Annotated in this window: 32 protein-coding genes; 20 read left to right on the forward strand and 12 right to left on the reverse strand. The window is 50.9% G+C overall.

Going from position 1 to position 19,580, the window contains the following annotated elements:
• From GS535_RS04335 to GS535_RS04355, 5 genes are all read right to left on the reverse strand, one after another.
• Nucleotides 1-232 (reverse strand): hypothetical protein (locus tag GS535_RS04335; RefSeq protein ID WP_160799164.1); only part of this gene is annotated, 232 nt, incomplete at its 3' end.
• On the reverse strand, nt 229-393 hold the full coding sequence (locus tag GS535_RS04340; protein WP_160792107.1) for a hypothetical protein: 165 nt from the start codon (nt 391-393) through the stop codon (nt 229-231). The genes GS535_RS04335 and GS535_RS04340, both read right to left, overlap by 4 nt.
• On the reverse strand, nt 390-761 hold the full coding sequence (locus GS535_RS04345; protein WP_160792108.1) for a hypothetical protein: 372 nt from the start codon (nt 759-761) through the stop codon (nt 390-392). The genes GS535_RS04340 and GS535_RS04345 overlap by 4 nt, the downstream gene beginning before the upstream one ends.
• The gene (locus GS535_RS04350) at nt 758-964 is read right to left on the reverse strand and encodes a hypothetical protein (protein WP_160792109.1); all 207 of its coding nucleotides are present in this window, start codon (nt 962-964) and stop codon (nt 758-760) included. The genes GS535_RS04345 and GS535_RS04350 overlap by 4 nt, the downstream gene beginning before the upstream one ends.
• A gap of 144 nt (nt 965-1,108) precedes the next feature.
• A complete protein-coding gene (locus GS535_RS04355) occupies nt 1,109-1,489 on the reverse strand; it encodes a helix-turn-helix domain-containing protein (RefSeq protein ID WP_160792110.1) in 381 nt (126 codons plus the stop codon).
• Between the two features lie 88 nt (nt 1,490-1,577).
• On the opposite strand from GS535_RS04355, the gene GS535_RS11275 reads away from it, so the two are divergent.
• Together GS535_RS11275 and GS535_RS04365 are read left to right on the forward strand one after the other, a co-directional pair.
• Entirely contained in the window at nt 1,578-1,817 is a 240-nt protein-coding gene (locus GS535_RS11275) for a YdaS family helix-turn-helix protein (RefSeq protein ID WP_160792111.1), read from the forward strand.
• Nucleotides 1,814-2,356, forward strand: a complete 543-nt coding sequence (locus GS535_RS04365; RefSeq protein WP_160792112.1) for a hypothetical protein — start codon at nt 1,814-1,816, stop codon at nt 2,354-2,356. Before GS535_RS11275 ends, GS535_RS04365 begins: the two co-directional genes overlap by 4 nt.
• Nucleotides 2,357-2,437: 81 nt before the next feature.
• Here the strand turns inward: GS535_RS04365 and GS535_RS04370 are convergent, their stop codons facing one another.
• On the reverse strand, nt 2,438-2,737 hold the full coding sequence (locus tag GS535_RS04370) for a hypothetical protein (RefSeq protein WP_160792113.1): 300 nt from the start codon (nt 2,735-2,737) through the stop codon (nt 2,438-2,440).
• Nucleotides 2,738-2,861: 124 nt separating this feature from the next.
• Here GS535_RS04370 and ssb point away from each other — a divergent pair, with 124 nt between their 5' ends.
• Genes ssb through GS535_RS04405 form a run of 7 tightly spaced genes read left to right on the forward strand, consistent with a single transcriptional unit; the run spans nt 2,862 to nt 8,369 of the window.
• Nucleotides 2,862-3,344, forward strand: a complete 483-nt coding sequence (gene ssb / locus GS535_RS04375) for a single-stranded DNA-binding protein (RefSeq protein ID WP_160792114.1) — start codon at nt 2,862-2,864, stop codon at nt 3,342-3,344.
• Nucleotides 3,345-3,353: 9 nt separating this feature from the next.
• Nucleotides 3,354-4,052, forward strand: coding sequence for a KilA-N domain-containing protein (locus GS535_RS04380; RefSeq protein ID WP_160792115.1), 699 nt, complete (start codon nt 3,354-3,356; stop codon nt 4,050-4,052).
• A complete protein-coding gene (locus GS535_RS04385) occupies nt 4,049-4,423 on the forward strand; it encodes a hypothetical protein (protein ID WP_160792116.1) in 375 nt (124 codons plus the stop codon). The genes GS535_RS04380 and GS535_RS04385 overlap by 4 nt, the downstream gene beginning before the upstream one ends.
• A gap of 49 nt (nt 4,424-4,472) precedes the next feature.
• Entirely contained in the window at nt 4,473-5,948 is a 1,476-nt protein-coding gene (locus GS535_RS04390; RefSeq protein ID WP_160792117.1) for a DEAD/DEAH box helicase, read from the forward strand.
• Nucleotides 5,945-6,265, forward strand: a complete 321-nt coding sequence (locus GS535_RS04395; protein WP_160792118.1) for a hypothetical protein — start codon at nt 5,945-5,947, stop codon at nt 6,263-6,265. The genes GS535_RS04390 and GS535_RS04395 overlap by 4 nt, the downstream gene beginning before the upstream one ends.
• Nucleotides 6,262-7,113 (forward strand): bifunctional DNA primase/polymerase, encoded by an 852-nt coding sequence (locus GS535_RS04400; protein ID WP_160792119.1) that lies wholly within the window; start codon nt 6,262-6,264, stop codon nt 7,111-7,113. Before GS535_RS04395 ends, GS535_RS04400 begins: the two co-directional genes overlap by 4 nt.
• Nucleotides 7,110-8,369, forward strand: coding sequence for a virulence-associated E family protein (locus GS535_RS04405; protein WP_160792120.1), 1,260 nt, complete (start codon nt 7,110-7,112; stop codon nt 8,367-8,369). The genes GS535_RS04400 and GS535_RS04405 overlap by 4 nt, the downstream gene beginning before the upstream one ends.
• A 295-nt stretch (nt 8,370-8,664) precedes the next feature.
• On the opposite strand, the gene GS535_RS04410 is transcribed toward GS535_RS04405, so the two are convergent.
• A complete protein-coding gene (locus GS535_RS04410) occupies nt 8,665-9,132 on the reverse strand; it encodes a hypothetical protein (RefSeq protein WP_160792121.1) in 468 nt (155 codons plus the stop codon).
• 109 nt (nt 9,133-9,241) lie between these two features.
• Here GS535_RS04410 and GS535_RS04415 point away from each other — a divergent pair, with 109 nt between their 5' ends.
• Nucleotides 9,242-9,670, forward strand: coding sequence for a winged helix-turn-helix domain-containing protein (locus tag GS535_RS04415; protein ID WP_160792122.1), 429 nt, complete (start codon nt 9,242-9,244; stop codon nt 9,668-9,670).
• Between the two features lie 267 nt (nt 9,671-9,937).
• Here GS535_RS04415 and GS535_RS04420 read toward each other — a convergent pair whose 3' ends face one another.
• Nucleotides 9,938-11,026: a S24 family peptidase gene (locus GS535_RS04420; RefSeq protein ID WP_160792123.1), complete on the reverse strand. Its 1,089-nt coding sequence runs from the start codon at nt 11,024-11,026 to the stop codon at nt 9,938-9,940.
• A 203-nt stretch (nt 11,027-11,229) separates the two neighbouring features.
• Here GS535_RS04420 and GS535_RS04425 point away from each other — a divergent pair, with 203 nt between their 5' ends.
• The 9 genes from GS535_RS04425 (at nt 11,230) to GS535_RS04465 (ending at nt 16,980) form a co-directional block, all read left to right on the forward strand.
• Nucleotides 11,230-11,538 (forward strand): helix-turn-helix domain-containing protein, encoded by a 309-nt coding sequence (locus GS535_RS04425; protein ID WP_237442195.1) that lies wholly within the window; start codon nt 11,230-11,232, stop codon nt 11,536-11,538.
• A complete protein-coding gene (locus tag GS535_RS04430) occupies nt 11,535-13,463 on the forward strand; it encodes a transposase domain-containing protein (RefSeq protein ID WP_160792124.1) in 1,929 nt (642 codons plus the stop codon). The genes GS535_RS04425 and GS535_RS04430 overlap by 4 nt, the downstream gene beginning before the upstream one ends.
• A 12-nt stretch (nt 13,464-13,475) precedes the next feature.
• Entirely contained in the window at nt 13,476-14,423 is a 948-nt protein-coding gene (locus tag GS535_RS04435) for an AAA family ATPase (RefSeq protein WP_160792125.1), read from the forward strand.
• A gap of 4 nt (nt 14,424-14,427) precedes the next feature.
• The gene (locus GS535_RS04440) at nt 14,428-14,835 is read left to right on the forward strand and encodes a hypothetical protein (RefSeq protein WP_160792126.1); all 408 of its coding nucleotides are present in this window, start codon (nt 14,428-14,430) and stop codon (nt 14,833-14,835) included.
• 8 nt (nt 14,836-14,843) lie between these two features.
• Nucleotides 14,844-15,566 carry a DUF3164 family protein gene (locus tag GS535_RS04445; RefSeq protein WP_160792127.1) on the forward strand — a complete coding sequence of 241 codons (723 nt, stop codon included), beginning with the start codon at nt 14,844-14,846 and terminating at the stop codon, nt 15,564-15,566.
• Nucleotides 15,567-15,570: 4 nt separating this feature from the next.
• The gene (locus tag GS535_RS04450; protein WP_160792128.1) at nt 15,571-15,852 is read left to right on the forward strand and encodes a hypothetical protein; all 282 of its coding nucleotides are present in this window, start codon (nt 15,571-15,573) and stop codon (nt 15,850-15,852) included.
• Nucleotides 15,845-16,126, forward strand: a complete 282-nt coding sequence (locus GS535_RS04455) for a hypothetical protein (RefSeq protein ID WP_160792129.1) — start codon at nt 15,845-15,847, stop codon at nt 16,124-16,126. Before GS535_RS04450 ends, GS535_RS04455 begins: the two co-directional genes overlap by 8 nt.
• Before the next feature lie 160 nt (nt 16,127-16,286).
• Nucleotides 16,287-16,580, forward strand: a complete 294-nt coding sequence (locus GS535_RS04460; RefSeq protein ID WP_160792130.1) for a hypothetical protein — start codon at nt 16,287-16,289, stop codon at nt 16,578-16,580.
• Nucleotides 16,570-16,980, forward strand: a complete 411-nt coding sequence (locus tag GS535_RS04465) for a gp16 family protein (RefSeq protein ID WP_160792131.1) — start codon at nt 16,570-16,572, stop codon at nt 16,978-16,980. The genes GS535_RS04460 and GS535_RS04465 overlap by 11 nt, the downstream gene beginning before the upstream one ends.
• Here the strand turns inward: GS535_RS04465 and GS535_RS04470 are convergent.
• A complete protein-coding gene (locus tag GS535_RS04470; protein WP_160792132.1) occupies nt 16,977-17,255 on the reverse strand; it encodes a hypothetical protein in 279 nt (92 codons plus the stop codon). The genes GS535_RS04465 and GS535_RS04470 overlap by 4 nt on opposite strands.
• Nucleotides 17,256-17,336: 81 nt before the next feature.
• Between GS535_RS04470 and GS535_RS04475 the strand changes: the two genes are divergently transcribed.
• Entirely contained in the window at nt 17,337-17,825 is a 489-nt protein-coding gene (locus GS535_RS04475; RefSeq protein ID WP_160792133.1) for a hypothetical protein, read from the forward strand.
• Here GS535_RS04475 and GS535_RS04480 read toward each other — a convergent pair.
• The 3 genes from GS535_RS04480 to GS535_RS11020 form a co-directional block, all read right to left on the reverse strand.
• Entirely contained in the window at nt 17,822-18,583 is a 762-nt protein-coding gene (locus GS535_RS04480) for a DNA/RNA non-specific endonuclease (protein WP_160792134.1), read from the reverse strand. The two genes, GS535_RS04475 and GS535_RS04480, sit on opposite strands and share 4 nt — an antisense overlap.
• 66 nt (nt 18,584-18,649) lie before the next feature.
• Nucleotides 18,650-19,228 carry a hypothetical protein gene (locus GS535_RS04485; RefSeq protein ID WP_160792135.1) on the reverse strand — a complete coding sequence of 193 codons (579 nt, stop codon included), beginning with the start codon at nt 19,226-19,228 and terminating at the stop codon, nt 18,650-18,652.
• Between the two features lie 24 nt (nt 19,229-19,252).
• A complete protein-coding gene (locus GS535_RS11020) occupies nt 19,253-19,564 on the reverse strand; it encodes a hypothetical protein (RefSeq protein ID WP_202401608.1) in 312 nt (103 codons plus the stop codon).
• Nucleotides 19,565-19,580 lie beyond the last annotated feature (16 nt).

Below are 19,580 nucleotides of genomic sequence, written 5' to 3' on the forward strand. Positions count from 1 at the left end.
TTCTATTTATCTTCATGTCTACAAGAGAGATTTCATTAAGAATACTATCGCTTTCCTTGAGCGTTGTGACCGTTATGGTTCGAACGACTGTTTCGATGATGAAGCTCTTATTGCACGACGTGCAGTGCCATTTAGCCCCCTCATACGCCTCATTGAGCTCGCCATCCCCCTCGTTCTCATACAAGCAATGGGGGCAGACAATCTTTCCTTCATGCTCCTGTCTGTAGTTCATCGTGTCTCCTCCAAAGCCCGTTGTTGGTGCCTTAACCGAGCCTTGAGAACCAAACGCTCTTCTACTTCTTCGGGTGTTAGGACATCGCGCTGTTCAATCAGATCAAGAAGAAGATGTGTATGAGCTATCCGTTCCTTTAAGGCTGCTAGATCACTCATCATCCCATCACCCTATCGTCTTGATTGAGATTGCGGGATGTGTCTTTGCTCTGCCAGTAACGGTCTGCTGCGCTTCCTGCTTCTCGTTGATCCTCCAGAAAGGACTGAAGACCGGGGATGCCGTCTTCGTCTAAGTCCGCCGCCATGAGACCAAAGAATTCGGATAGTTCTGCGTTCTCATCTGTAAAAAGCTCAAGGCGCTCAAAATAGCTCTTGATAGCCGTGAGCGGTTTTTCCTGCGCCCAGAGATCGTTGCTTTTGCGGTGTAGTCCTAGGAGCATACGTCCTAGCTCTAGGGCCTTCTCATCTGGTGTGATGGGCACGAGGACTGCGCCCTGCTGTGGCTGCGCTACTGCGTGAAGATGGATCATTGCGCCGCCTCCTGATGGAACAGGATCGTGCCAAGCTCAACGAGGCCGATGCAGTGCTCCGAGAGCAGAGTTTGTTGATCCGGTGTCAAATGGCCAAGGGATAGCCCTTTGTGCAGCAGGTCTTTCCCCTGCTTGGCGAGAAGACTGCCATATTCTTGCAGCTCTTCTTCTTGCTGCATTGTAAGAGCATTCGTGTCTCTCATATTCCCCTCCTCCTACGCCCCGACGTGGGGCGTTTCGTTCGGTATGAGGGTGTGTTTGTCACACAAACAATTTGAGTTCAAGAAAAAAGTTCTTCTAGTAAACATTTTAAACTAGGAGAGACTTATATGTGTTCTAAAAAATCTTCATGCAGCATTCTCACGCCCAAAATGACTCAGAAACTCCATGAGTGCCCTTTTTTCGCCGGAAGTCATTGCACGCCACGCACGTGTAAGAGCTGCTTCCTCTTGAGCTTGGATAGAGTCGCCCAAAGGTTGGAAAGGCGAAACCGAAAAGCCAACAAGATAGTCGAGGGAAACCTCATAAAAATCGGCAAGTTTCGCGATCGTTTCTAGACTAACATTAGCATGACCAGCTTCTGCTGCGGCTAAATGAGGTCTAGATATACCCACAGCCGCAGAAACATCGGCTTGAGTTAGCTTACAGCCCATATGAACAGCTTTCTCGCGCCGTTGTTTGCGCAGCCGATCACTAATCGTCTGTTGGAGCGTTTTTGAATCAATCATTCTGTTAGTCTCGCAAACTATGGAAACAAATGTGTTTCCATCGCAAACAAAACTTGTTTTCGTAAATGTTTATGATACAAACATAATTATGAAACCACGAGAACTTATCCAGGCCGTTGGGGGGCCTACGCGGCTCGCAAGAGCATTAAAGAGGAGCCATACCGCTGTGATTTTGTGGAAGGAAATACCACCCCACCACGTTATCGCAATTGAGAGCAAATTTGGCATCCCCCGCGAGCAGCTGCGCCCTGACCTGTATCCGCCGCGCCGTCCAACGCGGCGCAACCACCCCACCCCCACACAACACCAGAAGGAGACACGGGTATGAGTAATTCCCCGCGCTATGAACCATCTATGGAAAGCTTGAAACTGGCTGTTGAGCTGACACGCATTAATGGCAGCACAAGAGCTGCATTTGATATTATCCAAGATGCAGCTCTGTTTGATGCTTATTTATTCGGCGATCTCATCGTGGCTCTTGGGATCAACGATGGTGTGCCTAATTTCCCTAACTTCAAAAGCGCTTCTGACTTCTTCAACCGCAGTCTGAAAATCCTCGAGAATAAACTTTTGAGAGGATGGGGCGTCCTGCCGCTCTATGCGCGCTTTTCTAAGGACATTGAACAAAGACAAAATCAGGTCTTCACGCGACGTAGTCATTCTTCATCTCCTCGTTCAGTTTCAAAAATGCCTCCTTCGGACTCGCACTCCGAAGCGGGCAATGAAAGCGTAGCACACCCGGCTTTTGATCTGTCCGTCGATGATCTTTTGCAGATTATCGGAGGCTACGCAGTGGATGCCATAAAAGAACGTGCCATCTACGAACTCAAGCGCCGCTGTGGTGAGAGCGTGGAGGAACTATCATGAAGCGTTTACAGATCGCCCTGAGAGCCGCGCGGCTTACCTGTCAGGACATTGATAAGCATGAGCTTGGTGGGGTTCATCCTCTTATTCGTTTTTTTCAGTATCGCAATACGTGGCTGTATGGGCGTGTTGTGTCTGTTGAAAATGTTCAACAATCCAGTCGCGCCATTCGTCTTCTGTCTTGGTTGGCAGATCGTCAAAAAAGGCTTTCAACGTCATCTTGGTGGTGTCTGGCCCGTGTGCTTTTTGCGCTAGGTGCGTCATCACGGCGCTATCAAGACCGGTGCCGTCATATGTCGTGTCAACAATGCTCACCTCAAGCGTCACAAGAAACTTTGAACCAACGCGCTTACTGTCCGCATTGTCTATCTGAAATTGGAACACCGCTTTACCATCCTTTTGAAATTCATCCTCTTTCAGACATGCCTCTCTTTAAGGATAAAATGGAAGAGGGTGTTCATTATATTTTCATCAGAGATGAGAAGTTTCACAGTCGGAGGGGATTCTAATGGCAGGCTCCGTTAATCGGGTCATCCTTGTCGGGAATTTGGGCCGTGATCCGCAAATCCGTGAGGCACAGGGTGGTGCAAAAATCGCTAACTTAACGCTGGCGACCAGTGAGAACTGGAACGACAAGAAAACTGGCGAGAAACGCGAAAAGACCGAGTGGCATCGGGTGGTGGTTTTCAATGAGGGGAACGCCAGTTTTGCGGAGAAATATCTGCGTAAAGGCCGCAAGGTTTACATTGAGGGACGCCTGCAAACACGCAAATGGACCGATCAGCAAGGCGTTGAACGCACCTCCACAGAAGTGGTGGTGCCCCGGTTTGGTGGTGATCTTCAGTCCCTCGACAGCCGCGATAGTGGCGATGCACAGCCGCAGAACAGCCGCTCTCAACAGCCCGCTCAAAGCCAGTCCTACGGCTCGCAGCGCTCTATGTCTGACGTGGACGCAAGCCAAGCCACCCTTGACGACGATATCCCCTTTTAAGGCGCTCTCATGACACAGAACACACACTCTCTATCCTCTGATCTCATCATTGCGTCCACGTCCATTAAGCAGGACGATCAGGGGCGTTATTGCCTCAATGATTGCCATCGGGCGGCTGGAGGCGATCCTAATAAGCGTCCATCTAATTTCTTACGCCTTGATACAACACAAGCTCTTATTGAGGAGATAGACCGATGCTCATATATGAGCATCGGTTCTTTAAACACTAAAAAAGGCGGCCATAACCAAGGCACTTACGCGGTTAAAGAACTCGTTTATGCCTATGCGATGTGGATCAATCCGGCTTTTTATCTTCAGGTGATCCGTGTTTTTGACGCGGCGGTTCGGGGGGCTCTCCCTGCGCCATCGCGCCCGGTAACGCCTCGGCTACCTTCGCTTGTTTCCACGTTTAAAACGGGGTTGCGTATGGCGGGTATGATGGGGCTGACAGGCTCTCAAGCCCATCATGCGGCGGCCTGTTATTGCGAAAGCCGGGGGCTGGAAAACCCTTTAACGCTGATGGGGCTTGACCAAGAAAAGCGCCCTTCCCTTGGGATCTCTCAAACTGAGGTTATTTTCTGGTTCTTCCAAGGGCTTACCGGCGATGATGTGCAGTATTTTGCAGCGGGGAAAGTGCCGACCAACTTTCGGAGCCTTGCCCGTGATGAATGCAAGCGGCGTGGGCTTATCACACGGGGGCGCTTATGAGGCGGCGCTTGATCTGGACGGATGAGCTGCGCGGGAAGGTTGTTACCCTCAAACAAGCGGGGTTTTCGCATCAAGATGTGGCTGACAGGCTTGGGCTGACCTTGTGTCAGGTCTATTGGGGATGGAAGCTCTACCGTGAGAATGCCCCTAGCCGTCGGGGGCCTGTCTTTGTCGATGATTCCTTTATTCGCAGAGTATCGGAGCTTCGCCAAGCTGGCTTTTACCGTCGAGAAATCGCACAGAAGCTGCATGTGCCTGTATCGCGCATTGACCTTGCTATTGTTCTTGGTCGTAAACATGGCATCGATATGGCAATCAACGCGCGTATTTACAGTAAACGACAGGCAGAGAGAAACAGAAAGGGCGTTTAACCTCTTCTTTCTAGGGCATTTACCTTCTCACGACTGAAAACGACCTAAAATGATTGAATTACGAGACTATCAGGAACGCCTGATCCAACAGGCGCAGGGGGCGCTTGCGTCCAAAATTCAGCGGGTGTTGATCCAACTCCCCACCGGTGGCGGGAAAGGCCGCATTTTGCCACGGCTTGCACGGCTGCGAGCAGAGGCAGGGCGGCGTGTATTGGTGGTGGCCCATCGTGCCGAGCTGATCGACCAAATCAGCGCGGCGCTGGATGATGAAGGCATGATGTATGGGCGCATTCAGCCGGGGCAACCACGCATGGACTTCCCTGTTCAGGTGGGCATGGTGCAGACGGTGTCGCGACGGCTGAAAACCCTTCGCGATTTTGATGATATTATGGTGGATGAAGCGCACCATATGCCGGCTGGACAATATACCGCCATGCTGGACGCGTGGCCGAATGCGGCCCTTACGGGGCTGACAGCAACCCCCATCCGCACAGATGGCGCGGGGCTTGGCGATTATTTCGACCAGATGTTTTGCGGCCCGACTACGGCAGAGCTGATTGATCGTGGGTTTCTGGCGGGGTTTGATTACTACATGCCGTCCCGTCAGCTTGACCTGTCCTCTGTTGGGAAAAGAATGGGCGATTATAAACGTGATGCTGCGATGCGGGCCATGAATAAAGCCCGCATTGTTGGCGATGCCGTAGAACATTACCGGCACTATTTGAACGGTCGCCCAGCCATCGTCTTTTGCATGGGGGTTAAACATACCCATGAGGTTGCAGAGCTTTTCTGCGAAGCGGGCATTAAAGCGGCGGGTGTTGATGGTAAAATGGATATGTGCCTCCGTCGGGAACGTCTGGCTGGGCTTGCCTCGGGTGAGCTGAAAATTGTTACGGCGGCGGATGTTATTAGTGAGGGTGTAGATATTCCGGCGGTGGCTGGAGCCATCCTGCTGCGTCCTACGATTTCAACGAGCCTTTATCTTCAGCAAGTTGGACGGGCATTGCGCGTCAAGCCGGATGGATCGCGTGCGATTATTTTGGACCATGTAGGCAATGCTCAGAGACACGGCATCCCGACAGATCCGCGCCGTTGGTCTTTGGACTCTGAAAAACACAGTGAGCCGGCGGCTGGCGTTGTGACGTGCGGCCTTTGTCACCGGGTCTTTCACCAAGGCACCGCAAAGCAGGTCGCCGGGGCAGAATGCACGCGTTCACCCTGTGCGATCTTGAAGCCAGAACCGAAAGAAGCCGTGGAGAAGTCCCCTGAAGTCGTGACGGGAACCTTGGAGGCCGTGGAAGATCGGTGGGCCTGGGCACTTGGTATTGACCCTTACGCAGCTCAAGGGCCTGAGCTTACGTCGCTGATTGCTCATGCTGGAGCAGACAAGGAAAAGCTGGAAATGATCGCCCGAGCCCGTGGCTATAAGTCCGGCTGGGTGCGCCATCGCCTGCGGGCCGCTGGGGTGGAAATACCGATGAACCGGTGGGAGCGTAAAAAAGCACAAGGGAGCCTCTCAGCATGAGACAGAACCCTGAAACACGTATTCAAAACGATATTCTTGTGGCGATTACCGCCCTGCCCTGTGCGTTTTTTGAGCGCTGCAATACGGGGGCCATGCGGACGCCGACCGGACGCCTCGTGCGCTTTGGCCAAAAGGGAGCGCCTGATATTCGCGGCACGTATAAAGGGCGGTCTATCGCCATTGAAGTCAAAACAAAGAGCAGAAAGCTGAGTGCTGACCAAGAGCGCTGGCGGGCCTCTTTTGTGGCTGCTCGTGGGATCTATATCGTAGGCCGTGATGTCCCCAGTGTGCTTGCAGCTTTGGAGGATGTTCAATGACGACCATTCCTCTTGAGATTGAAAATGTGGCGTTGCTGGGCTGGCATGTGTACCCGATGAGCCCCCGTTCCAAAGCGGGTTGCTTTAAAGGCGCGCATAATGCTGCGACCTGTGATCTGGACGTGATAGAGCGCTGGTGTCGGGACTATCCCGGTTGTAATTGGCGTGTGGTGATGGGGCCTTCCCGTCTTTTTGCGCTGGATGTTGACCGTGCGGGACAAACACACAAAGCCGATGGGTTCGCGGCGCTACAAAAGCTCGTGGCCCAACATGGTCCCTTGCCTCCGCGCCCCATGACCAAAACGGGCGGAAGTGGTGGAGCTGTGCTGTTCTTTCGCCATAACGGGGAAATTCTGCGAGGGGCTTCTGGCTGTCCTGCGCCGGGGCTTGATCCGCACCGCAACGGGCAAGCGATTGTTATCCCGCCGTCACGCCACCCTATGACGAAGGGTGCTTATCAATGGCGGAAAGGCTGTGCACCGTGGGAGATTGCGCCTCCTCCTCTGCCCTCGTGGCTCGCTGACCTTCTAAGGCCGCCCCCTGAGCCAGTGCGTGATTACCGGAAAAACCCTTTCTATGTCACCAGTGAGAGGGCTTTTCAGGTGCTTATGCGGGCTGTTCACGCCGTTGAGACGGCACCGTCTGGAGGCAGTAACGATACGCTCAATAAGCAAGCCTATCGCATAGGTCGCTGGTGTGGTGCGGGTGTTCTGAGTGAGCATGACGCCGTTGATTGCTTGCTTGTGGCCTCAAAAACCCGTGGCATCCCTCACCGTGAAGCACGCGACACAATCCGCTCTGGCTTGCGTGGTGGAATGCGCAATCCTCATCAGGAGCGCACCGCATGAATAATGTGATCCAACTGCCCGGTAAAGAGGGAATGAAATGGGCGTCTGCTCTCACACGGACGGACAAAGGGACGCCTCACGCTAATGTGCATAATGCGATGGTGTATTTGGAACATCTTCCAGACTTACAGGGGCTTATGCGCCTCAATGAGTTTACCTGCACCACCTTAACGACGCGTTCGCCACCACCCCTCTTCCGCGATGGCCCGACATTGCCGGGGCCTTATCCGCGCATGGCAACCGAAGCCGATTACACGGCTATTCAGGCCTATATTCAACGGCTCATGGGCATTAATTTTTCCTTCCCGGGTATCTCACAGGCCATCAACACGATGGCGAGCAGCCAAGGGGTTCATCCGGTGCGTGAATGGCTTTCCGACCTAAAATGGGACGGTGATTGTCGCCTCAAACACTGGCTTTATACCGTGTTTGGTTGCCCGCTTGACCGCTATCATGAAGCGGTAGGGGTCAAATTCATGGTGGCAGCGGTCGCGCGTATCTTCCAGCCGGGATGCAAGTTCGATTATGTGCCGGTATTTAAGGGGCCTCAAGGGATTGGGAAATCCACGGCGCTCCGTGTGCTTTTCTCTGACGAATGGTTCAAAGAAGATCTACACAAAGACCTTGGCAGTAAGGACGCGGCCTCTGGTCTTGTTGGGGCTTGGGGCGTGGAACTGGGCGAACTGCAAAGCATGATGAAATCCTCCATTGAGGACACGAAAGCCTTCCTCTCGCGCCAATGCGACAAATACCGCCCCGCTTATGGCAGACTTGAAGTCGTGCGAGAGCGTCAATGCGTCTTTGCTGGCACAACCAATTCAGAGGGCTATCTGACCGATAGCACAGGAAACCGGCGCTTCTGGCCGGTAGAATGCGTCGCCGCTGATCTGCCGTGGCTACGCACTAACCGGGAGCAGCTTTGGGCGGAGGCTGTCACCCTCTTCCGGGCAGGCGAAACGCCACTTTATCTTGATGAGGATGACGTCAGGTTGGTCGCTGAGGAGAAGCAGGCGGATAATATGATGGTCGATGCATGGGAAAAGCCTATTGAAGACTGGCTCCAAAATCGCGGAACTCTCATTCAAGATGGGCTGCATATCCACGAGGTCATGGTCAGTGGTCTAGGCATGGCTAATACTCAAATTAAACGTGCTGATCAGAACAGAGTTGGGGCTATCCTGCGAAAACTTGGTTGGAGTGTGAAGGTCAAAAAGCAACAGGGCCGTAGTGTAAGACTATGGGTGAAGGAGAGCTGATAAATTCCGTCACTCTCTTATCTTCTACGTCCTATTCTACGTCCCCTCTACGTCCTGTTCTACGTCCTTAAATGGCTGTTTTCTGCCTGCTCTACGTCCTCTACGTCCTTAATCACTAAATCAGCTATGAAATTTCTATATAAGGAGTGCGTTATATGAAATATTATAGATATGTTGAGTAAAACGGACGTAGAGGACGTAGAAGGACGTAGAAACGGCTAAAAATAGCCATTCTTTCTCTACTCTGAGGACGTAGAGGGGTCGTAGAAGGGATGTAGAACGACAACATGTAAAATTATCTATACCCACTCCAAGCAGGGGGTAAAATTATAAGAACTATCAAAAAAGCCAAAGAAGCAGCGACGAAGGACAAAAGAGCCCTTACAAAAATTTCATCCCTACTCATCTTTTTATCATTAAAAATAAAAAATGATGCTACGATAAACAGGAGCAATGGATCGAAAAAATATGGCACTACATCTAAAGAAAAATATATTATATCATAGAAAAATCCTCCCTCCCCATTTTTGATAACAATGGATCGGATAGTTGTTTTCACCTTCTCTTCCGATAATATACTCTTTAGATCCTCACTGCTCTTTAAGCTGTGATTTATATAGCCTAATATTCGTAAAAACGGCATATTATGCACTGTTCTTACCAGTATAGAACCCGCTGAATCCAGAAAGCTTGTTTGCTGCCCTAAGAAACCTTCATTCTGAACCGAGCTTAGAACGTCCGGCCCTTTGGTATAAAACGGCATATGTCACAATCCCTATAGTAAAACTATCATAACTATATAAACGTGGAATAGAGGCTACTGTCACCACTCTGACCTCATTATTCTGACGTTCAGCTTGTGGAGGATGGACATGAGGCTGATCTTCGGAAACTTAGAACTTGATGCAGACACGCAGATATTAACGTCACCGCGCGGGTCTATTCGGCTCTCTCATAATGATTACCGTGTGATGTCCTCGCTCATGCGGCGCGGGAATAAAATTACAACAATGGACTCTCTTATCTCCGAGGTCTGGGCGCATCCACGCGAAGAGCCAGACTATGCCGAAGATGCCGTACGCGACTGCATTAAAAACCTCCGAGGCTTTATTGGGCTTTCGGCTCTGGGGCGCCACACCATCAAAAGCGAGCGCGGCTGTGGCTATTATTTGGATGACAAACGACCTGAGAAGACAAGAAGGATCACGAGACATGAGCGCAACAGACGACAGGATGAACAAGGGCACGCGCGTGTTCCTCGACACTCTGGCAAAATGCGGCAATATTTCCTTAGCATCTAAGTGTAAGGGGACAGAATAGATAGAACTTAGGGGGAACCGGGATATACCGGGATGATGCGGGATGACGTGGGATAGGAAGAGGAGTTTTCTGCCACGTTTAGGAAATGCAATAGAGAAAGTCTGCAAAATACATCAAAACCCTAAGACACATTAAAAGAACCGCTCTAATAGTTTCAAAGAGCCTTTTGGGACAAATTGAAAGAACTACACCCCCAACCGTTCAAACGATGTTTGAGGGTGTTTTAAATAGCATTAAACAGGCTGTTCTTATTCTGGCATAAGAGCGTCAGGGTCTAAATGAAACTGTCCTATAACACGCCCAATGACGCGCACCTCTGCATCTGGCATTGCCGTCCCCCAACATACTCTCTCTGCAGGAACGTCAAATCGCTCATAAAAAGGGTTGTCGCTAATAACGGAATACGTTGAAGGGTTCTTTAGACCTAGCCGCTTTACCATTGCCATTCCGTTGACCGAGATAGCATAAACTCCATCTCTCAGTGTCCCGCCAGGAACATGATGAACAATAACAGTGTCACCCGTGTTGATGGTTGGCTGCATGCTATCCCCTCGCACACGCATAAAGAATATATCTTTAGGAATAGTCCCTAATAAGTTACGCAAAAAATCAACAGGAATGCGAACATTCTTCTCATTCCCCCACTCAACGGGAACTAAACCTTTCCCTGCTGAAGCTTCCGAACGTAAAAAGGGCACGGATATTGCTTCTAGCTCATTTTCTCCAGTTGGTGATGCTGGCTGAGCGGTAGTTTGCATCATTTCACCTCGACCTGCGAGCAGCCATTCAAGCGATACACCGCAGGCTTCAGCGATGGCTACGGCTGTGCCTGCCTTCATATCACGTCCGTTTGCATAAGTGCTGAGCGTTGTCTTCGATACTCTAATCGCCATTGAAACAGCAGTGTTTCCGCCTCCTAATCGAATTGCTTTTCGCAGACGCTCACAGCGTTCTTCATCTGTCTTCTTTTTTTCTGATGTATATTTTCCGTAGGCTGAATTAGTATCAATATTTTCAGCGTCTTCTGTGCTTCCATCCTCGTCTGAACGCTCTATTTCTAGTTCCTCTCTATGAGAGATATCTGTGGTTTCGCCACGAACGAGCCATTCAAGCGACACTCCGCATGCATCAGCCAAGGCAGCTGCAGCTTCAGCTTTCATACTGCTGCGACCTGAAATGTAACTATTCAGGGTACTTAATGGAATACCAGTTTTGTCTGAGACAAACTGATTCCCACCACTTCTCTGCACAGAACGTCGCAACCTTCCTGCAGGGCTGGAAACTTCAATGTCTTTTTTTGAACTTTGCACGCTTTGACTCACTGCCTTCTTTCGCATTTGATCGCTCATTTTTCACGGAAAACAGCAGAAAAGTGAATTTAAGAGCAAACATTACAAACATTTTAAGTTTGAAATGTGCATTTATAATTCACAAAACTAAATTACCGTGTATTCTCCGGGAGGTGGAAACGAAAACAAGATACGTTTCCTAAGTTGAAAAGAAAGGTCGGCGGCAACCGACCTGAAAAGTGAGATGAGCGATGAGTCATAAACGATCCGGTATGGATATTGAAGACATCAAAGCTGAACTGCGGAAGAAGTATGGGCCATTAGTCTATATTTCAAAACAGCTCGGCCTCAGCCGAAATGCGATAAGTGCAACGCTCGGGGACCCTCGTCACTCGATTAAAACCGAAATTCGCATTGCAGAACTTTTAGGGAAAAATCCATATGAGGTCTGGGGAGAGTTTCGCTTTTATGAAGACGGAACACCAGTAAAGCGTTCGATACGCAATTATCCCTCTCAGGTCGTGCCTTTGCATCTGCGTAAAAAGAGTGCCGCAGCATGATGTGTGAATTTGCAACTCTTCAAGAGATTGCCAGCCTTAATTTACCATCACTGCCAGGAATGCGTGCTCTTCACATGAGAGCAATCAAGGAGAAGTGGAGCCGTCCTGAGTGGGAAGGCACTCTTTGGCGTCCCCATTCTGGTCATGGTGGGGGTATTGAATACTCCTACAAGCTTCTTCCCAAAGTGGCTCAGTTGGAATGGGTGCGGCGGTTTTTGGACTGCTCACAGGCTCACGAGGTTGACGCAAGTGACCATGCTCAGGCTTGGAATGCGTATCACGAAGCGAGGCAGCGCCAGAAAGATCGTGCCATGGAGGCCTTGCAGCTTTTGGAGATGCTGCACCACCTAACAGATGCAGGATGGGTGCTTGAAGACGCCATCACCCAGATACGCGAACAGCATGCCTGTCAGGTTGGTCGCACGACCATTATGCGCTGGAAGCGTATGGTAAAAGGCGTGCCGCGTCAGCATTGGCTGGCGTATCTGTTGCCAGCGCGGACAGGCCCGAAGGCTGTGCAAGCGCGTTTTTCTGAAGAAGCGTGGGACTTTGTGCGCTCGGATTGGTTACGGCCTGAAAAGCCTACTATTTCGGCGTGCTATCGGCGATTGCAACGTGCAGCGAATGAGCATGGTTGGACTATCCCTTCTGAAAAGACCATCGCGCGACGACTTGCCGATATTCCTGTTGAGGTTGTGACGTTAGCGCGTGAAGGACGGGACAAGCTGAAAGACCTTGTGCCAGCTCAAGAACGTGACCGAACGCATCTCCATGCCCTGCAAGCCGTGAATGCGGACGGCCATAAGTGGGACGTACGCGTTCAATGGCCCGATGGAACCATTGGGCGGCCTATGATGGTGGCGTGGCAGGATTTGTATTCCAATATGATCCTGAGCTGGCGGGTGGATCGGTCTGAAAATACCGATGCGATCCAGCTGGCCCTTGGAGATTTGGTTGAGCGTTACGGCATCCCCTCGAAAGCGTATCTGGATAATGGCCGTGCTTTTGCCTCCAAACGGATGACGGGCGGCACGAAAACACGCTTTCGCTTTAAGGTGCGTGAGGGTGATGCGGCTGGGGTGATGACCATTTTGGGCATCGAAACGGTGTTTGTGACGCCTTACTCTGGGCAGTCAAAACCGATTGAGCGTTGTTTCCGTGATCTTGCGGGGGATCTAGCAAAACATCCGGCTTTTTCTGGGGCCTATACGGGCAATAGCCCGATGAATAAGCCTGATAATTACGGAGAAAAAGCCATCCCTTTGGCGGACTTCCTTGCTGTCATTTCTGCGGGCATTGACGAGCATAATAACCGCACGGGCCGTAGAACGGGCGTGTGTAAGGGAGTGAAGAGTTTTCGGCAGGTTTTTGACGAAAGTCTCGCTCAGTGCCCTGTCCGCAAACCGACAGAAACGCAACGCCACCTATGGCTGCGGGCTGCTGAGAACGTCATGGCCAACAAGCGCGATGGAAGCTTCCGCTTTCTTGGAAACCGCTATTGGGCCGAGTTTTTGCGCGATCATATGGGACAGCCGATTGTGGTGCGCTTTGATCCGCAACATCTACACGCCCCGATGCATGTCTACAGTATGAGCGGTGAGTTTCTCGGTGATGCGCCGGTGATTGAAAAGACTGGCTTCGACAGCACCGCCGCAGCCGCTGAGAAGAAGCGCGCTGAAAAGCAGCTCACGAAGGCCGCCAAAATGCGCCTGGAGGCAGAGAACCAACTGGCGCCGTCTGAACTAGCCGCACTCTTACCAGACCAAGCCGACGAGACGGATGGGCCGCTGGACCAAAAAGTTGTGACGCCATTCCGGCCACAGCCGACGGTCACCCATACGCGGCCATCTGCCCATGATGACGACGATGATGATGGCGATGAAGCCACCGTCTCCATCCTACACTATATGCGCCGTAGTGCGTAACGGAGTGTTTTTATGACATCCCATACCGATTTGATTAACACCATCAAAGCCATTCAAGAACGCAATGGCCTTTCTCAATCACAGATCAGCCGGGAAAGTGGTATTCCCAAAGGCACCTTGAACCAATTTTTGGCAGGCAAATATACCGGCGATAATGACAAGGTCGCCCTCAAAGCCCAACGTTGGGTCGATACGAACACGAACCGGCATCAGCTTCGCCAGAAACTGCGTCAAGCACCTGATTTTGTCATGTTGCCCTCCTGCGAGCGCTGGATGAATGTCTTTGAATATGCACAGATTGCCCAAGATATTGGCGTGATTACGGGTGCCCCAGGCACGTCTAAAACCATGACGGCTGAGTATTATTGTTCCATCAATAGCAATGCATGGCTGATCACGGCTGATAGTTCCCTCAAGACACCCCATGCGATCCTACGTGATATTGCTGAGACGGTTGATGCCCCGGTGAAAAATGGCTCTCGCCTGATGAGTGGGTTAATCAAAAGATTGCGCGGTACGCAGGGATTGCTGATTATTGACGAAGCCCAGCATCTGACAACGGCAGCGCTCGACCAGCTTCGAGCCCTCAATGATCGGGCTGGCATTGGCATTGCGTGGATCGGTAATGAACCCTTGCGTGGCCGTATTGAAGGTATGGGGCGTGAAGCCAGCTATGCTCAGATTTTTAGCCGCGTGGGCATGTGGAAAAATCGCAGAAAACCCACGAAGGGAGATCTGGACCATATGCTTTCTCAATGGGGCACTATGGAAAGCGATGTGAGTACGCTTCTACGGTGGATTGGAAGCCAAGAAGGTGGCTTGCGTGAACTCAATAAAACCCTTCGTTTTGCTTGGTTTATTGCCAGTAATGACGGGCGTGACAGCTTGCGTATCAGCGATATTGAGATGGGATGGAATGAACGCCGCCCCCAGCCACTCCCCAAACGCGCGGAGGGCTGAGACCATGGATCAAACCGTGATGGAATGCCTTTCAAACGCGCTTGGGCCGTATGGCGATATGGACATTACGCGGAATGCGGTGGTGGCGTTTTTGGAAAAGCAACGGTCGCCTTACCAATATGCAGGCACGCTTCTCTATCGGCTTGAAGGAGTGACCCCGGCAGGGCAGCAGGACGCGTGGTTCCATGTTCTGATGCTGCATTTCCTTGACCAGCTCCCCTCCACGCAATCGCTCGGCTCAATCATCAAGGCGCTGAAAGAGGCTGCACCGACACCGACCTATGCTGACCGCCTTGAGCAGCAGGCACGGCGCTGTTGGGTGCCGGGACGCAGACGCCGCCTGAAGGAACAGGCCCGCAAAGCGCGGCTGCATGAGCGCGTGCGCGGATCACGCCTGAGCCCAGCACAATGAGGGACTTTTTGACCGACCGGCGCGTGCCCAAGGGGGCGCCGGTTTTTGGACAGACCGAGATTTTTGGGAAACGGGATATGACGATGATGAACAAGCAAAGCCGGATGACAAAAGCCTTTGCAGAAGGGCGGATGATCCGCCGCATGAGTGGACAAGAAAGCCCTGTTGAAAACTTCAGGCCACGTGATGTGTTGATCCATGACTGGGTCTATGAGGGCGTTGAGCATGCTCGCTGCCTGCAAGAGATCATGATGGACGCCAAACGCCGCGCTTTTGAGGAGTTCGACCTGATGTGCGACCTGCTTATGGAGCATTACGGTGCGCGCATTGGCGGAACCCGTGGTGGCGCTGAGCTGGAAAGTATCGACAGGCTTTTGAAGGTGCAGATCACCACGACGGATCAAAAGACTGTCACGCCTGCTATTATCGCCGCTGAAGAGCTCGTGCGTGAAGTGATGGATGACCTCATGGATGGCGCGAGCGCTGACCTTCGCCAGATTGTTGACCGGGCCTTTTCACGCAACCGCCAAACGGGCCAAATCTCCACCGCACGGATTGTTAGCCTTGTGACGATGGAGATTGAGCATCCCAAATGGCCCGCCGCCCAAAGAGCGCTTCGAGAGGCCATCGACAATAGCGGGCAGCGCCGTTACATGCGCTTCTACCAACGCGCAGAGGCCCGTGACCCGTGGCAGCTTATCGACCTCAACTATTCATCGTTGGAGGTGTGAGGTCATGGGTGAATTTAGAGGACATTCCAAGCTGGATGCTGGATTTGAAAAACGGCTTGCCACCGTCAATCAATCCATCTCTGCCCAACTACAAGTTGCTCAAGCGGAGAAAAGAGGCACGGCGTTCTGCCGGGGTATCATCTCAGGAGCGCTATCCTATTTCGGCACGATAGAGATGGCTCTTTGCTCTGAAGACAACCACAAAGAAATTGTGCATCACATTCAAGAGATCCTGGTGAAGAACCCAGATATTGTCGCGTTGCGCAAGGAGCTATCCCATGACTGACGCTAAAAATAAGGCCAGCACTCTTGAGGAAATAGCTGCGAACTATCTGGATTTCTCCGTCATGATAACGCACGCCCAGTTGAGGGCTGCGACAAAGCTAAAGAAAAGCAAGCAATTCAAAGTCGGCATGCTTCGGGGAGCATTGAACTGCCTTTGGCACACAATCCCCATGCATCATCCTGAAGTGTCGGAAGAAGACATCATAAAGATTGCGCAATTCGCCACAGATAATCTGTGTAAAAACCCTGCCATTAAAAAACTGATTGGAGGTTAGTCATGACTATTCCCTCCAACACCGCCGTCACTTCCTAACACTCCCCAATAAAGCAGAGGATTTTTAACATGTCTCAACAGGCAGACAGGACAGCTATGTCCGAAACGACCGCTAGAAGACGCAAGACCGAGATTTACCGCTCAACCTATCGGGGAGAAAAATGATGACTGAAGAAGAGATGAACGCTCATGCTGAAGATGTGGTCAAACGTGCCTTTTCTAGCTTGTGCGATTTGTTAGAGCATGCTCCCAGGTATGAGTTTATTCCCAATTTTACGGACGGTTTTTTATTGGGCTGTGCGTATGGTCTCACAAGAGAACGCACGGAAACCTTCTTGGAAAACGGCGATATAACCCGGCAAGAAGCGCGCGCCCTCCACTGCAAGACAAGCCAAGTTCTCAAGAGGCAGAAAGAGAAGCTCCGTGACATGATGGAGAACAGCGATGACTGCTAATCGTCAGAAGCTGCTGGCTCAGCTTCATATTGCCAAGAAGGATATGGCGCTGGCTGATGAGAGCTACCGCGCTCTCCTCCACCGTGTGACAGGCAAAAGCTCGGCACGGGAGATGTCTGATGCGCAGATTGGGCGTGTGTTGGCAGAGTTTTCTGCTCTTGGCTGGAAAAAGGGGCGGTTTAAGAAATACGCGGCCTCTGCCCACCCAGATGTGCGCAAGGTGTTCGCACTTTGGGGTAGTTTGAAAGACCATCTGGACTGCAAAGGATCACGGGCCGGGTTACGCCGTTTTGTTGAGAACATGGTGGGTGTTTCTGACCCGAACTTTTTAGACGGCAAGCAAACGCAGCAGGTTATTGAGGCGCTTAAGGCGATGCAGCGGCGTTATGGTGTGGGTTAAAAGAATTTAGTCCTATCAGCGACACATAGCCGTAAGGCGGTCTTCGGGCCGCCTTTTTTGTTGGGTGTGATATGCTCTGACAAAATAAACGGCACTGGAAGAGAATCATGGAGCGGACGATTGAGCTGAAGGCGGCTGATCCAAAACCAAGGGCCATACAAAGCAGCTTTGATGCGGCTGGATGATGAGGCGAAATGACCAATAGCAAGTTCTTCACGAGGCGACTGATACTCAATGACAGGAAGACGCCGTCTGTTTGTTTGAGGGAGGAACAAAGAAGACTCCGTGAGCTTGGACCGCGTATTATAGACGCCATCCAGACTGATTGTGCAGGTGAACTAAGAGGGTTGCTAAGGATGTTCGATGTGCATCTGTGGTGGCCCAAATTTGCAAAAGAGATCATCAAGTTAACAGACCCCATATCCCTAGAGGTGAAAAATGAGTTTAGAAGACATTGGGTTGAGAAAGGCGGGCATATTCGGGATGTGTTGCGAGATGATATTCAGCTGATTGTTATCCTCGAAAAGATACTGCCAAGATATTGGGGGCCGTACCCTAGAACCCCCTTATACCGGGGAGAAAATGTAGAACGCCTTGAAAAAGGATTGTTGGGTTTAAACTGGTCAAGTTCAGTTAATATTGCGCGGGAGTTTGCATCAGGCTTAAATGCGGATACACACAAAGGAGGCGTTCTTTTGAGGGTTTTCCCAGAAATGTCATCAATTGTTAGCGGGCCTTATCCATATTTTTATACAGCCCGAAAAGAAGAGGAGTTTATTCTATCTCCTAAGTGCGCATCAAAACGCCTAGTCGAACTGGAATATTTCCCCTGTGTCGGTTGTTAGTAATGAGAGCGCCTGACAACCTTCGGCCATCCCTCGACCACTAGAGGAATGATTTTTTCATATTCGCTCAACCCTGGCACTGGATCAAAACCTATGAGGTTTTGCAAAGACTCTAAGCTGATTTGATGGCATTGTGCGGGAGTGTCGTTGTTACACATAATCGCCGCTGATGTGTCATCCATCGCATCGTAAACGACTTTGAAAAGACCTGTGGGCACTGTGATTTTATCTGGTCCTATTGTCTCAGATAAGCTGGGGAGAATTGGCCCCGTAATCACATAGAGCTCTCCATCATTTAGAGCCGCCTGTCGTGTATCCTGTTCAACTTGGTTCCATGGCCCAGAATTCATACTGGCATCTTGGGGAACAATATTAGAATAGAGATACGTCTGGTTTCGTGTTTGCCAATCTTGCATATCCCCTGATGGGACCATGTGCCCGCGCACATAGCCTGATGCTCGGTAATCCATTTTACTAGAAGCATTATCTACCGAGAGCCTGTTATCAACAAAAAACTTTCCCCGCCCATGAAGAGATTGAGCCCGTGTTACGCTCTCATCGGTCAGATGTTCGGCAGCCCAAAGAGGCACTTTCAACGTGGTTGAGTAACCAACGGCATAGGCATCGTTACATAGAACGTACCCTACGCGTGGAACCTCGGCTTTTAGGAAAAACTGCGGGCACTGCGTTGATGCACACGCTAATGAAGCTGATGCGTAGATCAGCCCCATTATGGCAATAAGCTTTTGTTGAAACATATTCCCCTACCAAAAAGGGGAATGATGGCGGAATATAGGCTAATAAATGCCTAATGAAGAAAGGTATTATAGAGGGGAATTACGGCCTATTCCGGCGTGATCTTCATCGCCATCGCGTTTCACATCAAACTCGATTTCTTCAACATTGACGCGATGAACTGTATGAGCACGAATGCGGGAACGGATTTTTCTGAGAGCCGCATTCACCTGCAATGCTTCATCTGGCATGGGGTAAACTGTGTCATATCTACGATGTGATGGGCTGCGGCAGATCATGTTGATGTGTTCGGCGTCATCATGCCAATCAGCCACATGGGATCGTGACGCAATAATTCTCCAAGCACATGCGGAGGCTGGGTCGAATATGTAGGGTAACTCGTTGTTTTCTCCTGCACCCTGCCATAAATCATAACCAACATTTTGTTGGGCTAAATGGTCTCCAGCATAGGCATTTTGATATTCTTCAATGAATCGTTTTCTTTCTGGTGTACAGTCCCGTGGTTTGGATAGGTCATCATCACATGGCAGAACATTGACCTCTGCTTCGTCGATAGCCTCTTCGTTAGTAAAGGGCTCCCCAGCATAAGCGTTAGTGGATACGGCAATCGTAGAACACAAGACCGCAAAAGCTATCTGTTTTTTCATTAACTCATTCTCCTCATAATAGCGTTATTCGTTGCGGGCGCGAGAAGCGCGAGCCCCGGCTTTCAGGGCGTCTTTTTCGCACATTTCCGCCCCTTTCTTGGTATGACGATACCAGTGACTTCCAATCGGATGGTAGATCATAGATTTCGTGTTCAACCATACGCGGTTGCACCCGTTTTCGGGGATGGTGTCAGGGCGAGCATCTGACGTGTTGTCTTGGGCAGACGGTGCTTCTGGTGACGGGGATTTGTGTAAGGCCTTACGGGCTGCGGCATTTCCCATCGGCAAGGCCAGGATAACCAGTCCAACCCGTAAAAGTCTTCCCCACCCTGTCATGATGATCCCCTTCCTT

The organism is Saccharibacter sp. EH611, from assembly GCF_009834765.1.
Classification (GTDB): domain Bacteria; phylum Pseudomonadota; class Alphaproteobacteria; order Acetobacterales; family Acetobacteraceae; genus Saccharibacter.

Bases quoted from the DNA above. Each gene is read 5' to 3' on its own strand.
- GS535_RS04400 (WP_160792119.1), top strand. From the start codon at position 6,262: ATGACGACCATTCCTCTTGAGATTGAAAATGTGGCGTTGCTGGGCTGG.
- GS535_RS04345 (WP_160792108.1), bottom strand. From the start codon at position 761: ATGATCCATCTTCACGCAGTAGCGCAGCCACAGCAGGGCGCAGTCCTC.
- GS535_RS04460 (WP_160792130.1), top strand. From the start codon at position 16,287: ATGATGACTGAAGAAGAGATGAACGCTCATGCTGAAGATGTGGTCAAA.
- GS535_RS11275 (WP_160792111.1), top strand. From the start codon at position 1,578: ATGAAACCACGAGAACTTATCCAGGCCGTTGGGGGGCCTACGCGGCTC.
- GS535_RS04420 (WP_160792123.1), bottom strand. From the start codon at position 11,026: ATGCGAAAGAAGGCAGTGAGTCAAAGCGTGCAAAGTTCAAAAAAAGAC.
- GS535_RS04440 (WP_160792126.1), top strand. From the start codon at position 14,428: ATGGATCAAACCGTGATGGAATGCCTTTCAAACGCGCTTGGGCCGTAT.
- GS535_RS04465 (WP_160792131.1), top strand. From the start codon at position 16,570: ATGACTGCTAATCGTCAGAAGCTGCTGGCTCAGCTTCATATTGCCAAG.
- GS535_RS04365 (WP_160792112.1), top strand. From the start codon at position 1,814: ATGAGTAATTCCCCGCGCTATGAACCATCTATGGAAAGCTTGAAACTG.
- GS535_RS04410 (WP_160792121.1), bottom strand. From the start codon at position 9,132: ATGCCGTTTTATACCAAAGGGCCGGACGTTCTAAGCTCGGTTCAGAAT.
- GS535_RS04480 (WP_160792134.1), bottom strand. From the start codon at position 18,583: ATGTTTCAACAAAAGCTTATTGCCATAATGGGGCTGATCTACGCATCA.
- GS535_RS04425 (WP_237442195.1), top strand. From the start codon at position 11,230: ATGAGTCATAAACGATCCGGTATGGATATTGAAGACATCAAAGCTGAA.
- GS535_RS04430 (WP_160792124.1), top strand. From the start codon at position 11,535: ATGATGTGTGAATTTGCAACTCTTCAAGAGATTGCCAGCCTTAATTTA.
- GS535_RS04380 (WP_160792115.1), top strand. From the start codon at position 3,354: ATGACACAGAACACACACTCTCTATCCTCTGATCTCATCATTGCGTCC.
- GS535_RS04385 (WP_160792116.1), top strand. From the start codon at position 4,049: ATGAGGCGGCGCTTGATCTGGACGGATGAGCTGCGCGGGAAGGTTGTT.
- GS535_RS04355 (WP_160792110.1), bottom strand. From the start codon at position 1,489: ATGATTGATTCAAAAACGCTCCAACAGACGATTAGTGATCGGCTGCGC.
- GS535_RS04340 (WP_160792107.1), bottom strand. From the start codon at position 393: ATGATGAGTGATCTAGCAGCCTTAAAGGAACGGATAGCTCATACACAT.
- GS535_RS04485 (WP_160792135.1), bottom strand. From the start codon at position 19,228: ATGAAAAAACAGATAGCTTTTGCGGTCTTGTGTTCTACGATTGCCGTA.
- GS535_RS04350 (WP_160792109.1), bottom strand. From the start codon at position 964: ATGAGAGACACGAATGCTCTTACAATGCAGCAAGAAGAAGAGCTGCAA.
- GS535_RS04395 (WP_160792118.1), top strand. From the start codon at position 5,945: ATGAGACAGAACCCTGAAACACGTATTCAAAACGATATTCTTGTGGCG.
- ssb (WP_160792114.1), top strand. From the start codon at position 2,862: ATGGCAGGCTCCGTTAATCGGGTCATCCTTGTCGGGAATTTGGGCCGT.
- GS535_RS04450 (WP_160792128.1), top strand. From the start codon at position 15,571: ATGGGTGAATTTAGAGGACATTCCAAGCTGGATGCTGGATTTGAAAAA.
- GS535_RS04435 (WP_160792125.1), top strand. From the start codon at position 13,476: ATGACATCCCATACCGATTTGATTAACACCATCAAAGCCATTCAAGAA.
- GS535_RS11020 (WP_202401608.1), bottom strand. From the start codon at position 19,564: ATGACAGGGTGGGGAAGACTTTTACGGGTTGGACTGGTTATCCTGGCC.
- GS535_RS04405 (WP_160792120.1), top strand. From the start codon at position 7,110: ATGAATAATGTGATCCAACTGCCCGGTAAAGAGGGAATGAAATGGGCG.
- GS535_RS04415 (WP_160792122.1), top strand. From the start codon at position 9,242: ATGAGGCTGATCTTCGGAAACTTAGAACTTGATGCAGACACGCAGATA.
- GS535_RS04475 (WP_160792133.1), top strand. From the start codon at position 17,337: ATGTTCGATGTGCATCTGTGGTGGCCCAAATTTGCAAAAGAGATCATC.
- GS535_RS04455 (WP_160792129.1), top strand. From the start codon at position 15,845: ATGACTGACGCTAAAAATAAGGCCAGCACTCTTGAGGAAATAGCTGCG.
- GS535_RS04390 (WP_160792117.1), top strand. From the start codon at position 4,473: ATGATTGAATTACGAGACTATCAGGAACGCCTGATCCAACAGGCGCAG.